At 51.1% G+C, this 18,005-nt stretch carries 16 protein-coding genes; 6 read left to right on the forward strand and 10 right to left on the reverse strand.

The window, feature by feature from the left end:
* Window positions 1–161: 161 nt before the first annotated feature.
* The 6 genes from ACFVSO_RS23840 to ACFVSO_RS23865 all read right to left on the reverse strand — a co-directional run bounded on the left by ACFVSO_RS23840 (window position 162) and on the right by ACFVSO_RS23865 (window position 6,249).
* Window positions 162–1,043, reverse strand: coding sequence for an EamA family transporter (locus ACFVSO_RS23840; protein ID WP_387478486.1), 882 nt, complete (start codon window positions 1,041–1,043; stop codon window positions 162–164).
* An 81-nt stretch (window positions 1,044–1,124) separates the two neighbouring features.
* Window positions 1,125–2,228 (reverse strand): Gfo/Idh/MocA family protein, encoded by a 1,104-nt coding sequence (locus ACFVSO_RS23845; protein WP_387478489.1) that lies wholly within the window; start codon window positions 2,226–2,228, stop codon window positions 1,125–1,127.
* Window positions 2,229–2,248: 20 nt separating this feature from the next.
* On the reverse strand, window positions 2,249–3,079 hold the full coding sequence (locus ACFVSO_RS23850) for a sugar phosphate isomerase/epimerase family protein (RefSeq protein ID WP_387478492.1): 831 nt from the start codon (window positions 3,077–3,079) through the stop codon (window positions 2,249–2,251).
* Between the two features lie 36 nt (window positions 3,080–3,115).
* Window positions 3,116–4,408, reverse strand: coding sequence for an ABC transporter substrate-binding protein (locus ACFVSO_RS23855; RefSeq protein ID WP_387478494.1), 1,293 nt, complete (start codon window positions 4,406–4,408; stop codon window positions 3,116–3,118).
* 126 nt (window positions 4,409–4,534) lie between these two features.
* Window positions 4,535–5,368 carry a carbohydrate ABC transporter permease gene (locus ACFVSO_RS23860; RefSeq protein ID WP_387478496.1) on the reverse strand — a complete coding sequence of 278 codons (834 nt, stop codon included), beginning with the start codon at window positions 5,366–5,368 and terminating at the stop codon, window positions 4,535–4,537.
* Window positions 5,368–6,249 (reverse strand): carbohydrate ABC transporter permease, encoded by an 882-nt coding sequence (locus tag ACFVSO_RS23865; RefSeq protein WP_387478498.1) that lies wholly within the window; start codon window positions 6,247–6,249, stop codon window positions 5,368–5,370. The genes ACFVSO_RS23860 and ACFVSO_RS23865 overlap by 1 nt, the downstream gene beginning before the upstream one ends.
* A gap of 179 nt (window positions 6,250–6,428) precedes the next feature.
* Here ACFVSO_RS23865 and ACFVSO_RS23870 point away from each other — a divergent pair, with 179 nt between their 5' ends.
* A complete protein-coding gene (locus ACFVSO_RS23870) occupies window positions 6,429–8,228 on the forward strand; it encodes a cache domain-containing sensor histidine kinase (RefSeq protein ID WP_387478500.1) in 1,800 nt (599 codons plus the stop codon).
* On the forward strand, window positions 8,225–9,856 hold the full coding sequence (locus tag ACFVSO_RS23875) for a response regulator (protein ID WP_387478503.1): 1,632 nt from the start codon (window positions 8,225–8,227) through the stop codon (window positions 9,854–9,856). The genes ACFVSO_RS23870 and ACFVSO_RS23875 overlap by 4 nt, the downstream gene beginning before the upstream one ends.
* 220 nt (window positions 9,857–10,076) lie before the next feature.
* On the opposite strand, the gene cuyB is transcribed toward ACFVSO_RS23875, so the two are convergent.
* The 3 genes from cuyB to ACFVSO_RS23890 are packed head-to-tail and all read right to left on the reverse strand — an operon-like array spanning window position 10,077 to window position 13,503.
* A complete protein-coding gene (gene cuyB / locus ACFVSO_RS23880) occupies window positions 10,077–10,793 on the reverse strand; it encodes a cysteate racemase (RefSeq protein ID WP_387478505.1) in 717 nt (238 codons plus the stop codon).
* Window positions 10,794–10,795: 2 nt separating this feature from the next.
* Window positions 10,796–12,295 carry a UDP-N-acetylmuramoyl-L-alanyl-D-glutamate--2,6-diaminopimelate ligase gene (locus tag ACFVSO_RS23885; protein ID WP_387478886.1) on the reverse strand — a complete coding sequence of 500 codons (1,500 nt, stop codon included), beginning with the start codon at window positions 12,293–12,295 and terminating at the stop codon, window positions 10,796–10,798.
* Between the two features lie 23 nt (window positions 12,296–12,318).
* The gene (locus ACFVSO_RS23890; RefSeq protein WP_387478507.1) at window positions 12,319–13,503 is read right to left on the reverse strand and encodes a carboxylate--amine ligase; all 1,185 of its coding nucleotides are present in this window, start codon (window positions 13,501–13,503) and stop codon (window positions 12,319–12,321) included.
* A 285-nt stretch (window positions 13,504–13,788) separates the two neighbouring features.
* On the opposite strand from ACFVSO_RS23890, the gene ACFVSO_RS23895 reads away from it, so the two are divergent.
* Entirely contained in the window at window positions 13,789–13,971 is a 183-nt protein-coding gene (locus tag ACFVSO_RS23895) for a Spo0E family sporulation regulatory protein-aspartic acid phosphatase (RefSeq protein WP_387478509.1), read from the forward strand.
* A 3-nt stretch (window positions 13,972–13,974) separates the two neighbouring features.
* Here ACFVSO_RS23895 and tadA read toward each other — a convergent pair whose 3' ends face one another.
* The gene (gene tadA / locus ACFVSO_RS23900) at window positions 13,975–14,439 is read right to left on the reverse strand and encodes a tRNA adenosine(34) deaminase TadA (RefSeq protein ID WP_387478512.1); all 465 of its coding nucleotides are present in this window, start codon (window positions 14,437–14,439) and stop codon (window positions 13,975–13,977) included.
* Window positions 14,440–14,664: 225 nt separating this feature from the next.
* On the opposite strand from tadA, the gene ACFVSO_RS23905 reads away from it, so the two are divergent.
* The 3 genes from ACFVSO_RS23905 to rluF are packed head-to-tail and all read left to right on the forward strand — an operon-like array spanning window position 14,665 to window position 17,930.
* Entirely contained in the window at window positions 14,665–16,479 is a 1,815-nt protein-coding gene (locus tag ACFVSO_RS23905; protein WP_387478515.1) for a PAS domain S-box protein, read from the forward strand.
* 33 nt (window positions 16,480–16,512) lie between these two features.
* Window positions 16,513–17,193 (forward strand): NAD(P)H-binding protein, encoded by a 681-nt coding sequence (locus ACFVSO_RS23910; protein ID WP_387478518.1) that lies wholly within the window; start codon window positions 16,513–16,515, stop codon window positions 17,191–17,193.
* 35 nt (window positions 17,194–17,228) lie between these two features.
* Window positions 17,229–17,930 (forward strand): 23S rRNA pseudouridine(2604) synthase RluF, encoded by a 702-nt coding sequence (rluF, locus tag ACFVSO_RS23915; RefSeq protein ID WP_387478521.1) that lies wholly within the window; start codon window positions 17,229–17,231, stop codon window positions 17,928–17,930.
* Window positions 17,931–18,005: the final 75 nt, after the last annotated feature.

Consider the following 18,005-nt stretch of genomic DNA (forward strand, 5'->3'; position numbering starts at 1 on the left):
ATCATTTCGAGCTTATTCGAATAAGTTGAGAGTTAGAAAACCCTATGTAATCTGTTTTCATAGGGGACGGACCTCACGTAAGATAAATCAAAACACCTTCAAGGGAACGTCCCCATGTCGCAAGATATGGAGGACAACTTGGAGGTGTTTTTGATTGGGCATCAAGAGTGAGTGGCCTGCTTCCATTGCGCTACCACAATACCCGCAATAATCAATCCCACCCCGATCCATTGCAGCCCGGATACCTTCTCGGCAAGCACCGTCGCTGCCATAAAAACCGATACCGGCAGCTGGGATGATCCCAGCACGGTCGTCAATCCGGCGCTGAGCGGCGGCGTGCCGAACATGAGGCAGAGCGTCGGCACGAGCATGCCGAGAATGCCAAGCAAAGCGGCCAGCGGCCAGAACCCGTTCCAATCGGCTTCTTGGAGAAGATCTACAGGCGGATAGAGAAGCAAAATTATTGCCAGTCCGCCCGTCGCCATGATCGGCCCGCGCAGCCAAGAGCTGACTTCTATTGCAGCTCTCCCGCTTGTATATAACGTGCCTGCATAGGAGAAAGCCGCCCCGAGGCCAAGTAATATCCCCATAGGCGGAATCTGAAGTAGCTGCCCGTGAAACACATTGGCGGCGAGCAAGGCCCCAATGATCGAGATCATAATGGAAACAAGCATCTTGCCGTCAGGCGCCACACGGCGGAAGATCCACTCGTACAATACGCCGATCCATACAAATTGAAACAGAAGAACGATAGCGATGGAAGCCGGCAAGAGCTGAATGGCCGCATTGAAAAAGGCGGTGGTCATCCCCATAAACGTACCGACCGCGAGCAGCTTCAATACCGCCTGAGACGACGGCTTACGCCACTGCCTGCGTTTCCATATGGCAGTTCCCCAGAGCAGAATCGTCCCGACGATGAACTGTACGCCATTAATCTGGCCCACACTCATTCCGCCCGCTAATCCTGTTCTCGTTAAGGTTGCCAGCAATCCATAACATACAGACGCGATTATGACCAGTGTTATCGCGGAATTCCGAGCCACCGTTTCCCTCCTATCTAACGCAAAAGGCAGGGTTTCCGCCGTAAACCAACGAAACCCTGCCTTTCCATTCAAGAGCTATGATTAACCGTCCAGCCCGTTCCTCGGCAAGTCGGTCGGCAGCGCGGCTGGTTGCTTGCAGCTGCTCTCAACAGTGTAATGCATGCCCCGCTCTGATGACAGATGGAAGCCGTGCATCAGTTCAAGCACATGGTAAGCCATCTCGCCGTTTGCACGATGCTCTCTCCCGTTTCGGATCGCGTAAGCCATATCCATAAGGCCGAGTCCGCGGCTGTTCTCCGTGAAGTCGTGTGTCAGCGGAATCGCCGAAAACTCGGTTTGGTTGTGGCGTTTCACATAGACCGGTCCTTCAAACGTGTTCGGATCGGGAACAACCAAGGTACCCTTCGATCCGTAAATTTCCATATGCGGCAGCTTGGAGCCCCACACGTCCACGCTCGTAATGATCGTGCCGACGGCACCGTTCTCGAAATCCAACGTTCCGGCGATATGGGTCGGCACTTCGACCGGAATTTTTTTGCCGTAATCGATGTCATTTGTGATTGTCCGTTCCGGATACGTCATCTGTGCCGATCCCGATACACGGCGCACCGGTCCGATCAAGTTGATCAGCGCTGTCAAATAATAAGGCCCCATGTCGAACATCGGTCCTGCGCCGACTTCATATAGAAATCCCGGGTTCGGATGCCAGCTCTCCGGTCCCGAACCCATCATGAACGCGGTTGCGGCGATCGGCTTGCCGATCCAGCCATCGTCGATCAGCTTGCGGCAGGTTTGGATGCCGCCGCCAAGAAAGGTGTCCGGCGCAGAGCCGACAAGCAGGTTCTTCTCCATGGCAAGCTCCAGAATGCGCTGTCCGTCTTCCATCGTGACCGCAAGCGGCTTCTCCCCATACGTATGCTTACCCGCTTCGAGCGCCCGCATATGAATCTCCGCATGAGCATGAGGAATCGTCAGGTTCACAACGATCTCGATTTCCGGGTCGGCCAGCAGCTCGTCGACCGTACATGCTTTTGGCACGCTGAATTGCTCCGCCTGCTCTACCGCTTTCGCAAGATCAAGATCCGCGCAGGCTGCAATCTCGATAATGTCGAATTTGCTCCCCGCTTCGAAATAAATCGAGCTGATGTTACCGCAACCAATGATGCCAACCTTCACCTTTTTCATGTTTCTCTCCTCCTAGCCGCTTAAACTTCAAACAACTTTGAAATGTTTCGATAGCTGATTTCTACGCTTTCCAGCTGGTTACGGGTAGTAAGATCTTGCTCGACGAATATATACTTCGCCGCTCCGATCTCTCGTACAGTGCTAATGATTCCCGCGATATCAAGCGATCCTTCGCCCACTTCTGAGAAGTGATCGACATTCTTCAGCTCCAGGAACCGCTCGAACGTAATGTCGGCGTCTTCGCCCGTCACTTCCAGCAAATTTTTCGGAGCTACCGATGCAGGCAAGTCTTTCTGATGAACGAGACCGCAGCGATCGCCCAGCTTCTTCAGATAAGCGATCGGATCGACGCCGCCGCGGACAGCCCAATACGTGTCTAGCTCAACTTTGACCAGATCTTTGTCCGTATTGTCCAGAATGATGTCCATGACGTATTCGCCGTCGAACTTCTGGAACTCTTGGAAGTGGTTATGATAGTAGAAATCTAACCCGCCTTTTTTATAAGCCTCGCCGTGACGGTTCAGCAGCTCGCAGCATTCGAGCACTTCGCGTTTGTTCTTGAAGAAAGCGATGCCGAGTCCGATGGACGTGCTGCCAAGCTCTTTATTGTACGCAATGATTTCCTCGTAACGATCAAGAGGCTGAATATGACTCGATACCACTCTCATGCCCAGATCATCCAACCGTTTGCGGAGCTCCGTCGCATTCGGCTCCAGGCCCGCATCCGCATTATGAATGGCAATTTCCAAATTACGATAGCCGATGGCGGCCAGCTTTTCCAGCGTTCCCCAGTAATCCTTCTTCAGTTCGTCCCTTACGGAATATAATTGCAGTCCAAATTGTAAGCTCATTGAAATTCCTCCTAATAAAAAGTTATAAGTTTCGGTTTACTTTCTGGATTTCATCTTATCCCAAGCGGATTGGAACTCGCTCAGCATCGCGGCGGCATCTATTTTGCCGGAAACATACTTCTGCATTGAAGCGCCGAATTCAGGCGCCGCCCCGTTCGGATATTTGGACCAGTGCCAGCCAAGGACTTTGCCTTCTTCGATATATTCCAGCACTCCGGCTCCGATAGCGCCGAGATCCGCCGGGTCCGGCTTAATATTCGTGAACGCAGGAATAAACTTAAATTCCTTGGTCAAATATTTCTGTCCGGTTTCCGAAGAGACCAGCCAGTTCAAGAATGCCTTCGCTTCCTCTTTGACCGGTGAATTCTTATAGATCACCCAGTTGTTGGCTGGACCCACGAACAGCCTGTCGTTCAAGTCGCCGTTCTCGTTGATCGGCATTGGGAGGATGCCCACATTCATCCCCGGGTTCAGCTTATCGATAACGGGCTGAAGCCAGTTGCCGCCCATATTCATCGCTGCTTTACCGGTGGCGAACAAGGTGGATTGCGTATTGTAATCCGTTGTCAATGCGTTTTTGTTGCCGTATTGGATGACGACATCGAACAGCTTCGTCCAATCCTGGAAGATGGCGTTGTCAGCAATCGACGCCGTTCCGTCATCCAGCCCTCTGATGAAAGCATTGGGGTCCGACTGCTTGGCAAACGCGTTGTTCAAATTATGGAAGCCAAGGCCGAACCACGTATCGAAATGATTGACGAACGGCTCTATGTCTGCCGCTTGAAGCTTCTGTGCAGCGGTTTCAAGCTCCGACAGCGTCTTGGGCAGCTCGGTAATGCCCGCTTCGGCAAACAAATCCTTGTTGTACAGGAAGCCTAGTCCTTCCAGACCAACCGGCATGCCGTACACCTTGCCATCTCGCAGCGTCGGTTCTTTGGCAATAGCGACTTCATGCTCGACCCAAGGCTGATCGGACAAATCCTCCAAATATTCAAGCCAATCATCCATCACATTGTAGCCTTCGTTGTTGAATATATCTGGCATTTCACCCGAGGCGAATCGCGCTTTCAGTTGCGTGTTGTAATCGTCTCCGCCTAAGAGGGTATCGATTTGAAGCTTGATGCCGGGATGCTCTTTCTCATACTCTTCCTTCAGCTTGTTGAACTGTTCGGCGATCTCGACTTTATAGTTCATGATCTTGATCGTCACTTCTTTGCCCGCCGGCTGCTTGTTGTTGCTCGTGCCCGTTCCGGGCTCTTCGCCGCCGCAGCCGGCCAGCAAGGAGCCTGTCAGCATGATCGCGCTTATAACCGTTAACCATTTTTTCATCCTGTCTGCCTCCCCTTTATCGTTTGTTTGGTTACAAGCTCATTGTAGTTCAGCTGTCCATGGCTTCAACACTCATCGCATTGACTGTTTAGGTGGACAAATTTGCTCTGCCCGGCTTAAGCCCCGTCATCCCTTCACGGCTCCGGCAGTAATGCCTTGAATGACATGCTTCTGCAACACAAGGAAAAAAGTCAAAATCGGTACGATGCCCATAACCAGTGCCGCAAGCGCCAAGTCCCACTGCTTCAGGTATTGTCCGAACAACGTATTCGTTGCGAGCTGAATCGTCTGAAGCTCCGGCTTTTGCAGAACAAGCAGCGGAAGCAGGAAGTCGTTCCACATCCATAAGCTTTGCAGCACAATCACCGTAATCGTCATCGGCTTCAGCAGCGGGAATACAATTCGCCAGAAGATGCCGTACGGGTTGCATCCGTCCATGACGGCCGCCTCTTCCACCTCCAGCGGAATCGACTTCATGAAGCCGTGATACAGGAAGATCGAGAACGAAACGCCCAGTCCGGTATAACAAAAAATAATGCCTGGAATGCTGTTCAAGAAATTAAGCCAGTTGCCGACCTGTACAAGCGGAATCATGATGGCCTGGAACGGAACGACCATCGCCGCTACAAACAAGGAGAACAATATCCGATTCATTCGGGATGGATGCCTCAGTAAGCGGTATGCTGCCATCGACGCTGCGACGACCATGCACAGAGCGCTGAACAGAGTGATGAGCAGCGAGTTGAGAAAGGCGCGCGGGAAATGAAGCACTTCCCATGCTCTTGTGTAGTTGTCCCAGCTCAGGCTCTTCGGCAAGCCGGATGTATCCACCAGCAGCTCGGCGAAGCCTTTGAACGAATTCGTCAGCACGAAGTAAAAGGGAGCAAGGAACAACAGTCCCACAAGGATGACGACGACTTCGACCGAAAGCCACTTTATTCCGTATGATTGTTTGTTCATTACATCTCCACCTCCTTCTTCTTCGTAATCGAGACTTGAATCATTGTAATAATGGTCACAATAATGAAGAAAATAACCGCTTTTGCTGTGCCGAGGCCATATCGGTTGCTCTTAAACGCCTCATAATAAATGTTCATGGCCACCGATTCGGTCGACTTATAGGGTCCGCCCTGAGTAAGTGAGAAATTCAGGTCGAATGACTTAAATGCCCAGGAAATGCTAAGGAACAAACAGATCGTCACCGCTGGCATGATGAGAGGAAGCACAATATGACGCAAAACTTGCAGTCCCGACGCGCCGTCAATTGTTGCTGCCTCCATCAGATCGCTCGGCACGTTCGTGAGTCCGGCGATATAGATGACCATCAGATAACCGGCACCTTGCCACACGCTGACAATGACGAGCCCCCAGAAGGCCGTAGACTCCGTTCCGAGCCAGAACAAATTAAAAAATCCGATGTCGGTTGCTTGTCCGATAGCAGAGAAGCTTCGGGTGAAAATAAACTGCCATATGAAACCTAACAGCAAACCGCCAAGCACGTTCGGCATAAAAAAGATCGTGCGCAGCACATTGCGTGATTTCAGCGGCTTCGATAATACATAGGCAATAAGAAATCCGATTACATTGCTTAGAAGCACGACGGTAACGGTAAAGCGGGCTGTGAACCAGAGGGAGCGGCCAAAGTCGGGATCGTCCGTCAATATGGTCTTATAATTTTGCAGGCCGACCCCATTAATTTGGCTGGATACGCCGTTCCAATCGGAGAACGAATAATAGATTCCGAGCAGAAACGGCAGTATCATGATGATGGCGTATACCAACAGGGCAGGACCTAAGAACACCGATTGCTGCATCGGCTGAGAGGTCAACCATCTTTTCATAGCTAGTTCCTCCTATCTAGGATGTGTGAAGTACCTTCATTGTATAGAGGGCATGTAACGATTCCCACTCCCTAATTTGAGAACATAGGTGGACGATTTTGACCCGGCGGTGTTAGAATATGAAAACGCTAACATTGGGGGCGTTCACAACAGCTTAGAATGGGAGGGCAGACAAATCCATGCGATTGCTGACTACAAGCGTGCGTTACAAGCTCATCGCTCTTATGCTCATTTCCATCGTAGTTCCCATTGTCGCTTCCATCATCGTTACCCATGTCTATACAAAGGAATCGGTGAAAAAACGGTCGATTGTGGAGAATACTCGTCTGCTTTCCGAAGGAACAACGAATATCTCCAATAACTTAGACGTCGTGAACAACGCTTCGCTTATTCTGTATTCCAATACGACGATGGAAAGAATCCTGGTAAAAGGTGTAACGGACAATAAGGATCAATCCTACGTCTATACGGCGCTCCAGCTCGTATCGAATGCGGCAAACAACATCTATCAAGTCTATTTGTACCTCGATAAAGGACAAAGCGGCTTCTTGATGAACGCCAACAATTTCGCCTATGGACAGGTAGAAGCACCGCCGATCGCAACGGATATTCCCCCCTACGCTTCCGTCACTCTGCCAACTCATTTAAGCAATAATTACGGCGTTCGTGCGATTCGGGCGAATAAACCGGAGCTCGTATTTTCTATTTATCGTCCGCTGTATAAGGTTCCAACTGCAGAGCGGCTCGGGCTGCTCGCCATTGATGTGCAAGTAGACGCTCTTCGCGAGATGACGGCGCAGCTGTACGATCCGGAGCAAGAAGACATCTACATCATGGATGGCAGCGGCACCATCATCTTCGCCTCTGACGAGCAAGATATCGGCGACCGGCCGGAACATGCGTGGATCGACAGCATATTGGAAGGGACGTCGCCTTCCGGCAGCATGGAAAAAAATAAATCTGGATATGACGGCATTATTTTGTATGATCGGATCCAAAAGCCTTATTTGAACTGGACGATCGTTAAGCGTATTCCCGACCAGTACCTCTATATCGAGGCGCATAAGCTGACAATGATCAACACCGTCATTGCTGTACTGTTCCTGTCCGTGGCGACGGTCGCCGTACTCATTGTGTCGATTCGGTTCACGAATCCGATCAAGCAATTGATCCGAAGCATTAACAAAATCCAATCCGGTCAGTTGGAAGAGCCGATCGACATTGTCCGGAACGATGAATTCGGCATCTTGGCCACGCGGTTCCGTACGATGATGCATACGATTAATGATCTGATCTTCCGGGAGTACAAGCTGAATCTCGCCAATAAGACGACGCAGCTCAAAATGCTGCAAGCGCAGATCAATCCGCATTTCATTAACAATGCGCTGCAATCCATTGGCGCCTCCGCCTTGGACAACGACGCTCCGGAAGTATACGGGCTTGTGTCTTCACTCGGGCAGATGATGCATTACAGCATGAATACGAAGGAAATGATTGTTCCCTTATCTCAGGAGCTCGACTACGTCCATCATTATTTGCTGCTTCAGCAGCAGCGGTTCGACGAGAAATTAAAGATTGAATATGATCTGGATGAAGGCGCGGGAGAGATTCCTATTCCGAAGATGATTATTCAGCCGCTCGTCGAGAACTACTTTAAGCATGGTTTTCATATCTCACAAAATACCGGCATAGTGAACATCACCACAGCCGTTGCGGACGGTAAGCTGCGCATCTCGGTTGCAGATAACGGCATCGGCATCTCCGACGATCGGCTTGCAGCCATCCAGACTGATCTGTCGGGCATTCGGCACGAGGCTGCCGCCGACAGCGGCGACCGGATCGGCTTAATGAACGTCATGTACCGTCTTCACTTGTACTATGGCGAACAAGCCGCTCTCCAACTTTCGCAAAACGAACCTCGCGGACTCAAAATTACGATGACGTTGCCAATTCCTAAGCAGGAGGACATGACACCATGAAAGCATTGATCGTTGACGATGAAAAGCATGTTCGCAATACGGTTCTGAAGTTGGTCGATTGGGAAGGATTCGGTTTCCGGACGGTGCTGGAAGCCGAAGACGGCGCCGAGGCTGCCGTGTTAATCGAGGAGCATCGCCCCGAGCTCGTCATTACGGATATGATGATGCCTATTAAATCGGGGATCGAGCTTATGGAGTGGATGGAAAAAAACGCATTCGATTGCAAAAAAATCGTGATCAGCGGCTTCAACGACTTTGAGTTCGTGCGTCATACCGTCAAATTCGGAGGCATCGACTACTTGCTGAAGCCGATTGACCGCAAGCAGCTGCAAGAAGCCGTAAGCAAAGCAGTAGCCAGCTGGAATGAAACGAAACGGGAGCGGCTCCAGTATCACGAGAAGAACAAAGAAGTGAACGAGCTAAAGCCCCTATATCGGGACAAGCTGTTGTCGGGGTTGCTTACGGATGCGGCTTCTGGGAACGCCCCGGCTGCCGGAGAGTCTTATTTGCGCGAATTTCCGTATCTGACCGGCGTCGATTCGTGCCGGGTTGCCGTGTTCGATCTTCATACGCTGCAGCAGCCCATCCGCGACAAATACGCGGCCAGCCTGGATTTGCTTTTCTTTACTCTGCTTAATATTTGCAACGAGTTTCTTCAGCCAGCCGAGCGAGGCCTCGCTTTCCGCAATTGGAATCGGCCATATGAAATCGTCGTACTTCTCTGCAACGATCCCGATGAGGCTTCGGATTGGCTGCGGAAGATCGCAGCGGGGATCAACCGGACGCTGAGAGGCTCGGTGGAATTCGGCTTAAGCACCTCCGGCGCATTCCCGGACGGGCTTCACAAGGCGTATATGGAAGCCGCAGATGCACTGTATAAACGCAATTTGCTCGAACCGAGCAAGACCATTCACGAATACAGTCAGGTGTCCGGACGAGTCAGCACCATTCGCTTCGGCAAATATGAAGAGAAGGCCCGTGTGGCTGTCCGAAGCGGCAATCCGGAACAAATCCGGCATGCTCTAAGCGATTGGTTCCGAGTCATCGACGAGATGAATCATATCTCATTGGAGCAATTAAAGATGTGGTGGGACGAATATAATGCGGCGAGAGCCGGCTGGGTTGAGGAGTTTTTCCGCGAGAACGACGGGTCGCAGCAGCACCCATTAGAGAATTGTCCGTTTATCGTTCCCTTGGATGAGTCCGGACGGTTGTCCCTGCCCGAGATGCAGCGGCTGCTTACGGACAACCTGGTCGAGCTGTCCAAAACGTTCATCTCCATGCAGACACTGAGCATCAGCCCTATGCGCGAAATTGCCCGCTATATCGAGGCGCATTATACGCAGGACATTAGGCTGCAGGATATTTCGGCGAGCTTCCATTTGAACCGGGAGTACATCTCCCGCAAGTTCAAAATGGAATTTGGGGAGACATTGATCGATTACGTTAATCGCATCCGGGTTGAGAAAGCTATGATCCTGCTCTTAAACCCGCATCTTCGCATGACGCAAATCGCCCAGATGATTGGTTACCACGACGAGAAGTATTTCAGCCGCGTATTCAAGAAGCTGACCCATACGACGCCGAACGACTACCGAAAGGAAAAGATGGGTAAGGAGGGGGAGTAGCCGACGGCTCTGGAAGGTTAGGCCGGTAATGATCCCTGACCTCACTTACAGGGACGTCTGTTAATCTCATTTCAGTGGCTTTCATCTTTGTTTTCACCGGGCAATTCACTCTTGTTGGTAACGCAAAAAACACCTTCAAGTTATCCTCCATAGCTTACGACATGGGGGCGTTCTTTGAAGGTGTTGAAGACAGATTGCAGAGGCTGTGCCTCCGTATGAATTAATTCGCTGATTTAGGAGTACGACCGGATAATACAATGGAGCGCTCGACGAGCACTTGCATCGCGTCGACTACGCCCTCTGCATAATCAGGGCCAAGCTCAATGCAAGAGAGCTCCGTGCAGGCCAGAATGACGCAAGCACAGCCATGCTCCGTACGCAGCTCGTCAATCTGCGCCTGAAGCTCCTCCGGTGAGAAGTCCATGTCGCGTTTGACGTTGGAGTAAATAATCTTCATCGTCTGCGCTTGCATCGCTTCATTCGGGATATGCAGATCGAGGCCGTATTTCTGACAGGCCTTGGCATAGACTCCGGTCTTCATGGTGCCGGATGTCGCCAGTACACCGACCTTAATGCCAGCTCCGTACCGATCACGAATCAAACGGAGCGTCTCGTCCACCATATTGATGATCGGGATCGTGGTCATGGCCTGCATATCGTCGTAGAAATAATGGGACGTATTGCACGGAATGGCGATATGCGCCACGCCCGCATGCTCCATCAGCTTCAAATCCTTGGCGACCTCCGTAAGGAATCGTTGTTCTGTACCCTCCATAATGACCGTGGTGCGGTCCGGAATGGTCGCGTGATTCAGTATCAACATATCGACATGCTCTTGATCGCACTGCGCGACGGTATTTTCGATGACCTTATCGAAGAAGACCGCCGTCGCTTTTGGACCCATGCCGCCGATTACGCCTAAGCTTTTCTGATCCATGATCAAACCTTCTTTGAAGTTGAATTAGTATGTTCAGTCATAATCTCGCGTACGATCTCGCCTTCATTGAACGGGATCTCCGTCTTGCCGATGATTTGCGTCGTCTCATGGCCTTTGCCCGCAATCAGAATGACATCGTCCTTCCCACTCATCTCAATGGCATAGCGGATCGCTTCTTTACGGTCTACAATGCCGGTATACGGCCCTCCAGCGGCTTTCACCGCGGCGGATACTTCTGCGATGATCGCATCAGGGTCCTGGTCCTTCGGATTATCGGTTGTCACAACGCAGAAGTCGGCGTGTTCGGCGGCAATCTTGCCCATCGACTCGCGCTTGCCGCTGCCAAGCTGGCCAGGGGCTGCGTAGACGCCAAATACGAGGATCAGGCGTCCCTTGGTGAACGGGCGGAGTGTAGACAATGCCTTCTCCAGACTGTCTTCCGTATGCGCGAAGTCTACGATGATCTTCCGGTCCTCATCCTGATAGACGACTTCCAGCCGCCCTTTGATGCTCTCCACGGCGCGAATGCCTGCAGCAGCCTGCTCCAAGTCGATACCGCTGCAATACGCGCAGGCTACGGCTGCTAAGCTGTTATAGACATAGATAAGCCCCGGCAGATTCACACGTATATCGACGCGGCCTGCAGGCGTATGGGCGACATAGGTTGTAGAGTCAGGACCATAACGGATGTCTGCCGCATAGATTGTAGCTTCATCTGTTACTCCGTATGTCACGAGCTGGGTGTCATATCCGGCTACCTTTCTGGCGAGTTTGCGTCCGAATTCGTCATCCAGATTAATGATGTTATAGTCGGTCGTCAGATCGAAGAGCATCGATTTGGCTTCAAAATATTCTTCCATTGTCCGGTGAAGCTCCAGATGATCAGGCGTCAGATTCGTGAAGACGCCAATCTTGAACCTGGAGGCCGTAGCGCGATGCAGGCTAAGCGCATGAGAGGATACCTCCATGACACAATCCTGTACGCCCAGCTCCACCATATCTGCGAACATATGCTGAAGATGAAGCGATTCTGGCGTTGTCGGCGTCGTAGATTTTGTCTTGAGCGATTGATTGCCGGCCATAGCGCCAATCGTACCGATGACGCCAGTTGTATGTCCGGTTTGCTCCAGAATGGATTTAATGAAATAAGTAGTGGACGTCTTGCCATTGGTTCCAGTAATGCCAATCAGGTTCAGCTTCTCGGATGGATGGCCGTAGAATCGGGACGAGAGCAGCGCCAGCGCCTTGCGGGTGTCTGCTGTCTTCAGTACGGTTACCGAGCCTGCAGCCGCGACATCCTTCTCCACGAGAACTGCGGCGGCTCCAAGCTCAATGGCTTTTTGTATATAGTGATGCCCGTCTTGCGTAAAACCGGTCACGGCAACGAACAGACTGCCCGTCGTCACTTCCCGCGAGTCAAACGCAATGTCGGTAATATCGAGATGCAAGTCGCCTTGCAGGGTGGTGCAATCAAGTTTTTCTATCAAGGAAGCCAGCAGCATGCTATCCGCCCCATTCTTATAAACTATCTTCTTCGAAATCTGCTCCACAGCTTGCCCAGCGTCATCGACGCGAAGGCCAGACCCGGCCTGGGATCGCTCCAGGACCAGATCGCATAAGCTTTTGGCCTCAGCAGCGACCGGAGTACTTGCCATATGGTTAATTGTTTGCTTCTTATATAGTCACGAATAGCCAGCATATCCTCATAGCCGTACCAGAAGACCCGGTTCATATCCTTCGTAACGGCATGCGGTTCTACGGGGGTGCCTGTCAGCTCCCGATAAGTCACATAAGGGAAGTTGATGCCGACTTGCCGCAACAGCTCGTTCAGGTTAGTCATCCGCACATTCACTTCAATTAAGTAAAAGGCGCCGGTGTGGGCATCCTTCTTGAATTCAATTTCCGCAAAGCCCTTCCAGCCGATATTCTCCAGAAACGCTCCGCCAGTTTGTCGAAGCTCTGGCACATATTTTTGACCGGTGTAGACCGATGCGCCGAAGTTAATGGGGAATTGCCGATATTTCTGACAGGTGACCCAGTGAGTTATTTTGGACTCCTGATTCAGATAAGCGTCAAAGGTATACATATGATCATCGAATCCGGGTATAATCCGTTGCACGACGACCTCAAGTTCGGCCTCTTGTACCTTGGACAGCGCCTCTTGCAGCTCAGCCTGGTTATTCACCTTAAATATCTTGCGGCGGAATACAGCGACAAAAGATGGCGAATCCGTCGGCTTGACGATGCAAGGGTATCCCAGCTCGGACTCGACTCGCTCTAGAAAGCGGTCGTCGCTTGGACTCAGAGTCTCCGGAACTCTCACGCCATACTGCTGCGCCATACGGTGAAGTGACTCTTTGTTCATTACTTTCGTATACAGACCTTGCTCGGTCTGAGGAATCCGATATAGCTCGCGAAGCTCCTCCAGATGTTCGTCAATGACCTCTACATAGGAGTCGTGACAAGGAATAAGGACAGGAGGCTCTTGCTGCCTGCGGCCATAATCCTTCAAAAAAGTAAGGAAGGCATCTTTCTCCTTCTTATAATGCGGTGCAATCAAGCGTTCCGACGTATATTTGGACAGCGCGCCATAGGCGCGTTCCTCTGAATAATCTACAGCTACGGTATGTATGCCGAATTGGCCCAAACAGCGGAGGGCACTTAAGCCGATATAATAATTGCACCCAAGAATAACTGCTTTCGCGCACATAATAATCATCCCGCTATTCTATAGTGGTATGAAGTCATTTTACTGTATCGCTTTCTAGATTACAATTGGAAGCCAGCTGGTGAAAGAGGGCTTGCACCACCACTGGGACTACAGTACTATAAAATGGAACCATTAGCCTTTATTTGTCGAATAATGCCTAAAAATTGTAGTCATCCGTCGACATGTTTTTACAAACACTTCGATTTTCGCGGAGTATAATGGAACTATTGCCACATGATTACTAGATAAGGAGTGTGCCTCGAAGCGACCATGGATAAAAATCACTTGCTTAGACAGTTGCAATCGCTTCGGCAAAAGCTTCATGAGATCGCCGAAGTGCGAGGCAGTTTGACCGATCCGGCCGTCCTGGCGATCAGCGAGGAAGCAGATCAGCTAATTGTTGCGCTCCAACATATTCAGCGGACAGAATTCGAATTAACTGCCGCACATCGAGAAAAACATAGATAAGCGTTATCGGCCGCGGAGTCGACGAAAGAACTGGGTAAGCAGCCCAGCGCATTCCGATTGAAGGACGCCGCTTGTGAGCTCCGTTTCGTGATTGAAACGGGGCTCTTGTAGTAGGTTCATGAGCGTTCCGGCACACCCTGCCTTGGGGTCTGTCGTGCCATATACGACCCGTTTCACCCGAGACTGTACGATTGCTCCGGCGCACATAGGACAAGGCTCCAAGGTGACATAGAGGGTGCAATCCAGCAGGCGCCAGGCTTCGATCCGGTCACAGGCATCTCTGATGGCTACCAGCTCGGCATGCGCGGTAGGATCAAGACGGGTTTCGCGCAAATTATGGCCGCGGCCAATGATCTCATCGCCGCGTACAATGACGGCTCCAATCGGTACTTCTCCAATCTGTTCGGCTTTCCTGGCTTCGGCGATCGCTTCCAGCATCCAACGACGATCTTCTTCTTCTCTCTTCATGATGAACTAGACTCCTTGTTCTATCTTTGTGATTTATTCAACGAACAAATATTCCGTTGTTAACATACTGTTGATAAAATTGTGGATAACTTTTTCGATATTCACATAATTACTCACAATTCATCCACTGTTGTGTATAACTTCTGTTGACTGTGTGTATGGAATGTGAATAGTCATTTGGATCTATGTCCAACCGATCATCTCGCCAAAAGGGTGTGTCGTTCATTGTCGATTAAGACGAAGCTGTCCCTTGTTATTTCGCTCATGTTGTTCGCTGTAGTCATTCTATACCATCTATTAAGCGAATATTCGATGGTCAATGGAATAAAGAGCTTGATGGTCGATTCCATGGAGAGTACGTCTGTCCAGGCTGCCGAGTATATTTTGACTTACGAGGAATCGGGAGCCGAGAATGTGAGCGGCTCGTCGCATGCGCCGGCATTCCTCTTCCATATGCTTCATACCATCAATCCCTATATTAAGGAAACTACAGTATTCGACAAGGAAACCGGAGAGGTTGTCTACGGTTCTTATATGTATCTTGATGCTAACAATGATCAGCAGTATGTGCAAGCATCGGAGCCGGGCAGTTATGCCCTGCGTGATTTGACGTTCGAAGGACATGAATATTTAAGAAGCTTCTATATGAGTGAGAAGCTAAGCAATTATGTGGTGAGCATCATATATGATCGCGCCAGCATTACGACCTTGGTCGAGATGAAGCGGGACTATACGCTTATGTACACCGGCCTCTTCCTGCTGCTGATGATTGTGGTGATCTACTGGCTGGTCGGCATCATGATTCGTCCGCTGAAAGATATTTTGTGGAAAGTTAATGAGGTTTCATCCGTACGTTTCCATAAGCCGATCCAGATTAAGCGCAAGGACGAGTTCGGCTTGCTTGCACTTAAGATTAACGCCATGTCGCAGAACCTGAGCATCTATATGAACAAGCTGCGCAAGGCCTTTGAAGAAAACCGCAGAATGAAGGAGCACTTGGAATCCTTCATTAACCATTCGAACGATGCTATTCATCTGATGGATCTGGAAGGCAAGGTTATTCAGGTCAATCGTGCGTTCGAGCAGTTGTTCGGCTACGAGGAGGCCGAGGTGCTGGGGAAGAAGTATCCGACGATCCCCGAGACGCATCGCATGGAGAAGCGTCAGATGATTGGTTTGCTGCTGGCAGGTAAGAAGCTTCCGGCGCAAGAGACAGTCCGCGTGACAAGAACGGGCGAAATCCTCCCTGTCAGCGTAACCGTATCGCCTATCCGGGATTCGGACGGTACGATCCGAGCCTTTGCCAGCACCTGCAGGGATATGCGCAGCCGTAACCGCATGGAAGAGCTGCTCAGACGCTCTGAGAAGCTGACGACAGTCGGGCAGCTGGCTGCCGGTGTCGCCCATGAAATTCGCAATCCGCTCACGACGCTTAGAGGTTTTCTGCAGCTGCAGCTCCAGAGCAAGTCATTGAACTTATCCCATGTTACTCTGATGCTGTCGGAGCTGGATCGAATTAATCTGATCGTAGGCGAGTTTCTCATATTGGCCAAGCCGCAGGCGACCAAATTCGTAACGAAGGATGTACGGGACGTGCTTCAGGATGTGCTGCGCTTCCTGGATAGCGAGGCTCATCTGCATAATATCGTGTTCCGTACCGTGATTACCGAAGAGCACTGCTTAATCTCCTGCGAGGAGAACCAGTTGAAGCAAGTGTTTATCAATCTATTGAAGAACGGTATAGAAGCGATGCCTCAGGGAGGGCCGATCCATATCTCGATACAGAAGAAAGGCGGCAGCATTGCCATCTCGATTACGGATGAAGGTGTCGGCATACCGGAGGAGATGATCTCGAAGATCGGCGATCCATTTTTTACGGGCAAGGAGACAGGAACGGGACTCGGCATTATGGTGAGCCAGAGGATCATTAGCAGCCATCAAGGCACGCTTGATATTCAGAGCCAGGTCAATGTAGGCACCTCTGTAAAAGTTACATTGCCAGCTTTGAAAGGGGAAGGGAAGGGAGATATACTGGAGTGAGACACTTACCGTGAGGGGAGCTGAGAAGAGCGAGTGGAACGAAGAGCAGTCATCGCAGGCGCGACGGGCTTGGTGGGAGGAGAATTGGTCAAGCTGCTGCTGGGCCGCGAGGATTATAGCTGCGTAACCGTGCTGGTCCGGCGCAAGCTGCCGATGGAGCATGAGCGACTGGAGCAGCTGGTTGTGGATTATGAACGGCTGGAAGAGCTGCCGAATCATCTGTTTGAGAACAGCGATGTGTATTGCGCGCTTGGGACGACGAGGAAGAAAGCTGGCTCCAAGGAGCAGTTCGAGAGGGTGGACTATGGTTACCCGATGGCGCTAGGACGCTTGGCGAAGCGTTATAATGCAGACCGGATGCTGATCGTAACGGCCATGGGCTCGGACGAAGCTTCCATCTTCTTTTACAGCAAGGTCAAAGGAAAAGTGGAGAAGGAATTGCAGCAGTTGCAGTTGCGCCGATTGCATATCTTCAGGCCGTCACTTATTCTGGGAGACAGGCAGGAGCATCGTTTCGGAGAAGCGGCTGCTGCTAAGCTGTATGCCAAGTTTCCTTTCTTGTTCGGGGGGACAAAGAGCAAATATAGGCCCATAACTGCACGTGAGATAGCCGAGGGGATGCTGAGTATGGCGTTAGCTGAAGATGCGTCAGAGCGCATCATTCCGTCGCATATCATCGCAGAGAAGGCTAGACGGTTGCGCGAAAGAACTTGATCATGTAGGATACGCTACAGCGGGGTGAGTCACAATTGAGAATCAATAAGTTTATAAGCGAGACGGGGTATTGCTCCCGGCGAGAAGCCGATAAGCTTGTCGAGAGCGGTAAAGTTACGATTAACGGCGTTAGAGCCGAGTTGGGCAGCCAGGCTGAGCAGGGTGATGATGTCCGGGTGAACGGCAAACGCATTGGCGCACATAAACGGCATGTGTACATTGCTCTTCACAAGCCAGTAGGCATAACCAGTACAACTGAGCGTCATATTAGAGGGAATATCGTCGATTTCGTAGGGCATGCGGAGCGGATCTTTCCTATTGGCCGGTTGGACAAGGATTCGGAAGGGCTGATTCTGCTGACGAATGACGGCGATGTCGTGAATCCGATCCTGCGTTCCGAGGGAAAGCATGAGAAAGAATATATTGTAACGGTAGACAAGCCGCTTACGGAAGCTTTTGTGAGGGGAATGTCCCAAGGGGTTAAGATATTAGGCAGCATGACGCTCCCGTGCAAAGTGACTAGAGTGGCGGAGAGAACATTCCGGATTATCCTGACGGAGGGACGCAACCGGCAAATTCGCAGAATGTGCGAGACGCTCGGCTTTCATGTCCGCCGTCTGAAGCGAATTCGTGTCATGAACATTCGATTGGATGAGCTGCCGGTCGGCAAGTGGCGGGATTTGACGGAAGGCGAGCGCCGAGAACTGTTCGATACGCTTCAATATACGCCGCAATAGTACGTTTAACGTGTCGTACAAAAGAGAGAAGCCGCCGGGGGATTAAGCCCGGCGGCTTTCTGTATGGATGCGAAG

This window comes from Paenibacillus sp. NPDC057967 (assembly GCF_042887015.1).
Taxonomy (GTDB): Bacteria; Bacillota; Bacilli; order Paenibacillales; family Paenibacillaceae; genus Pristimantibacillus.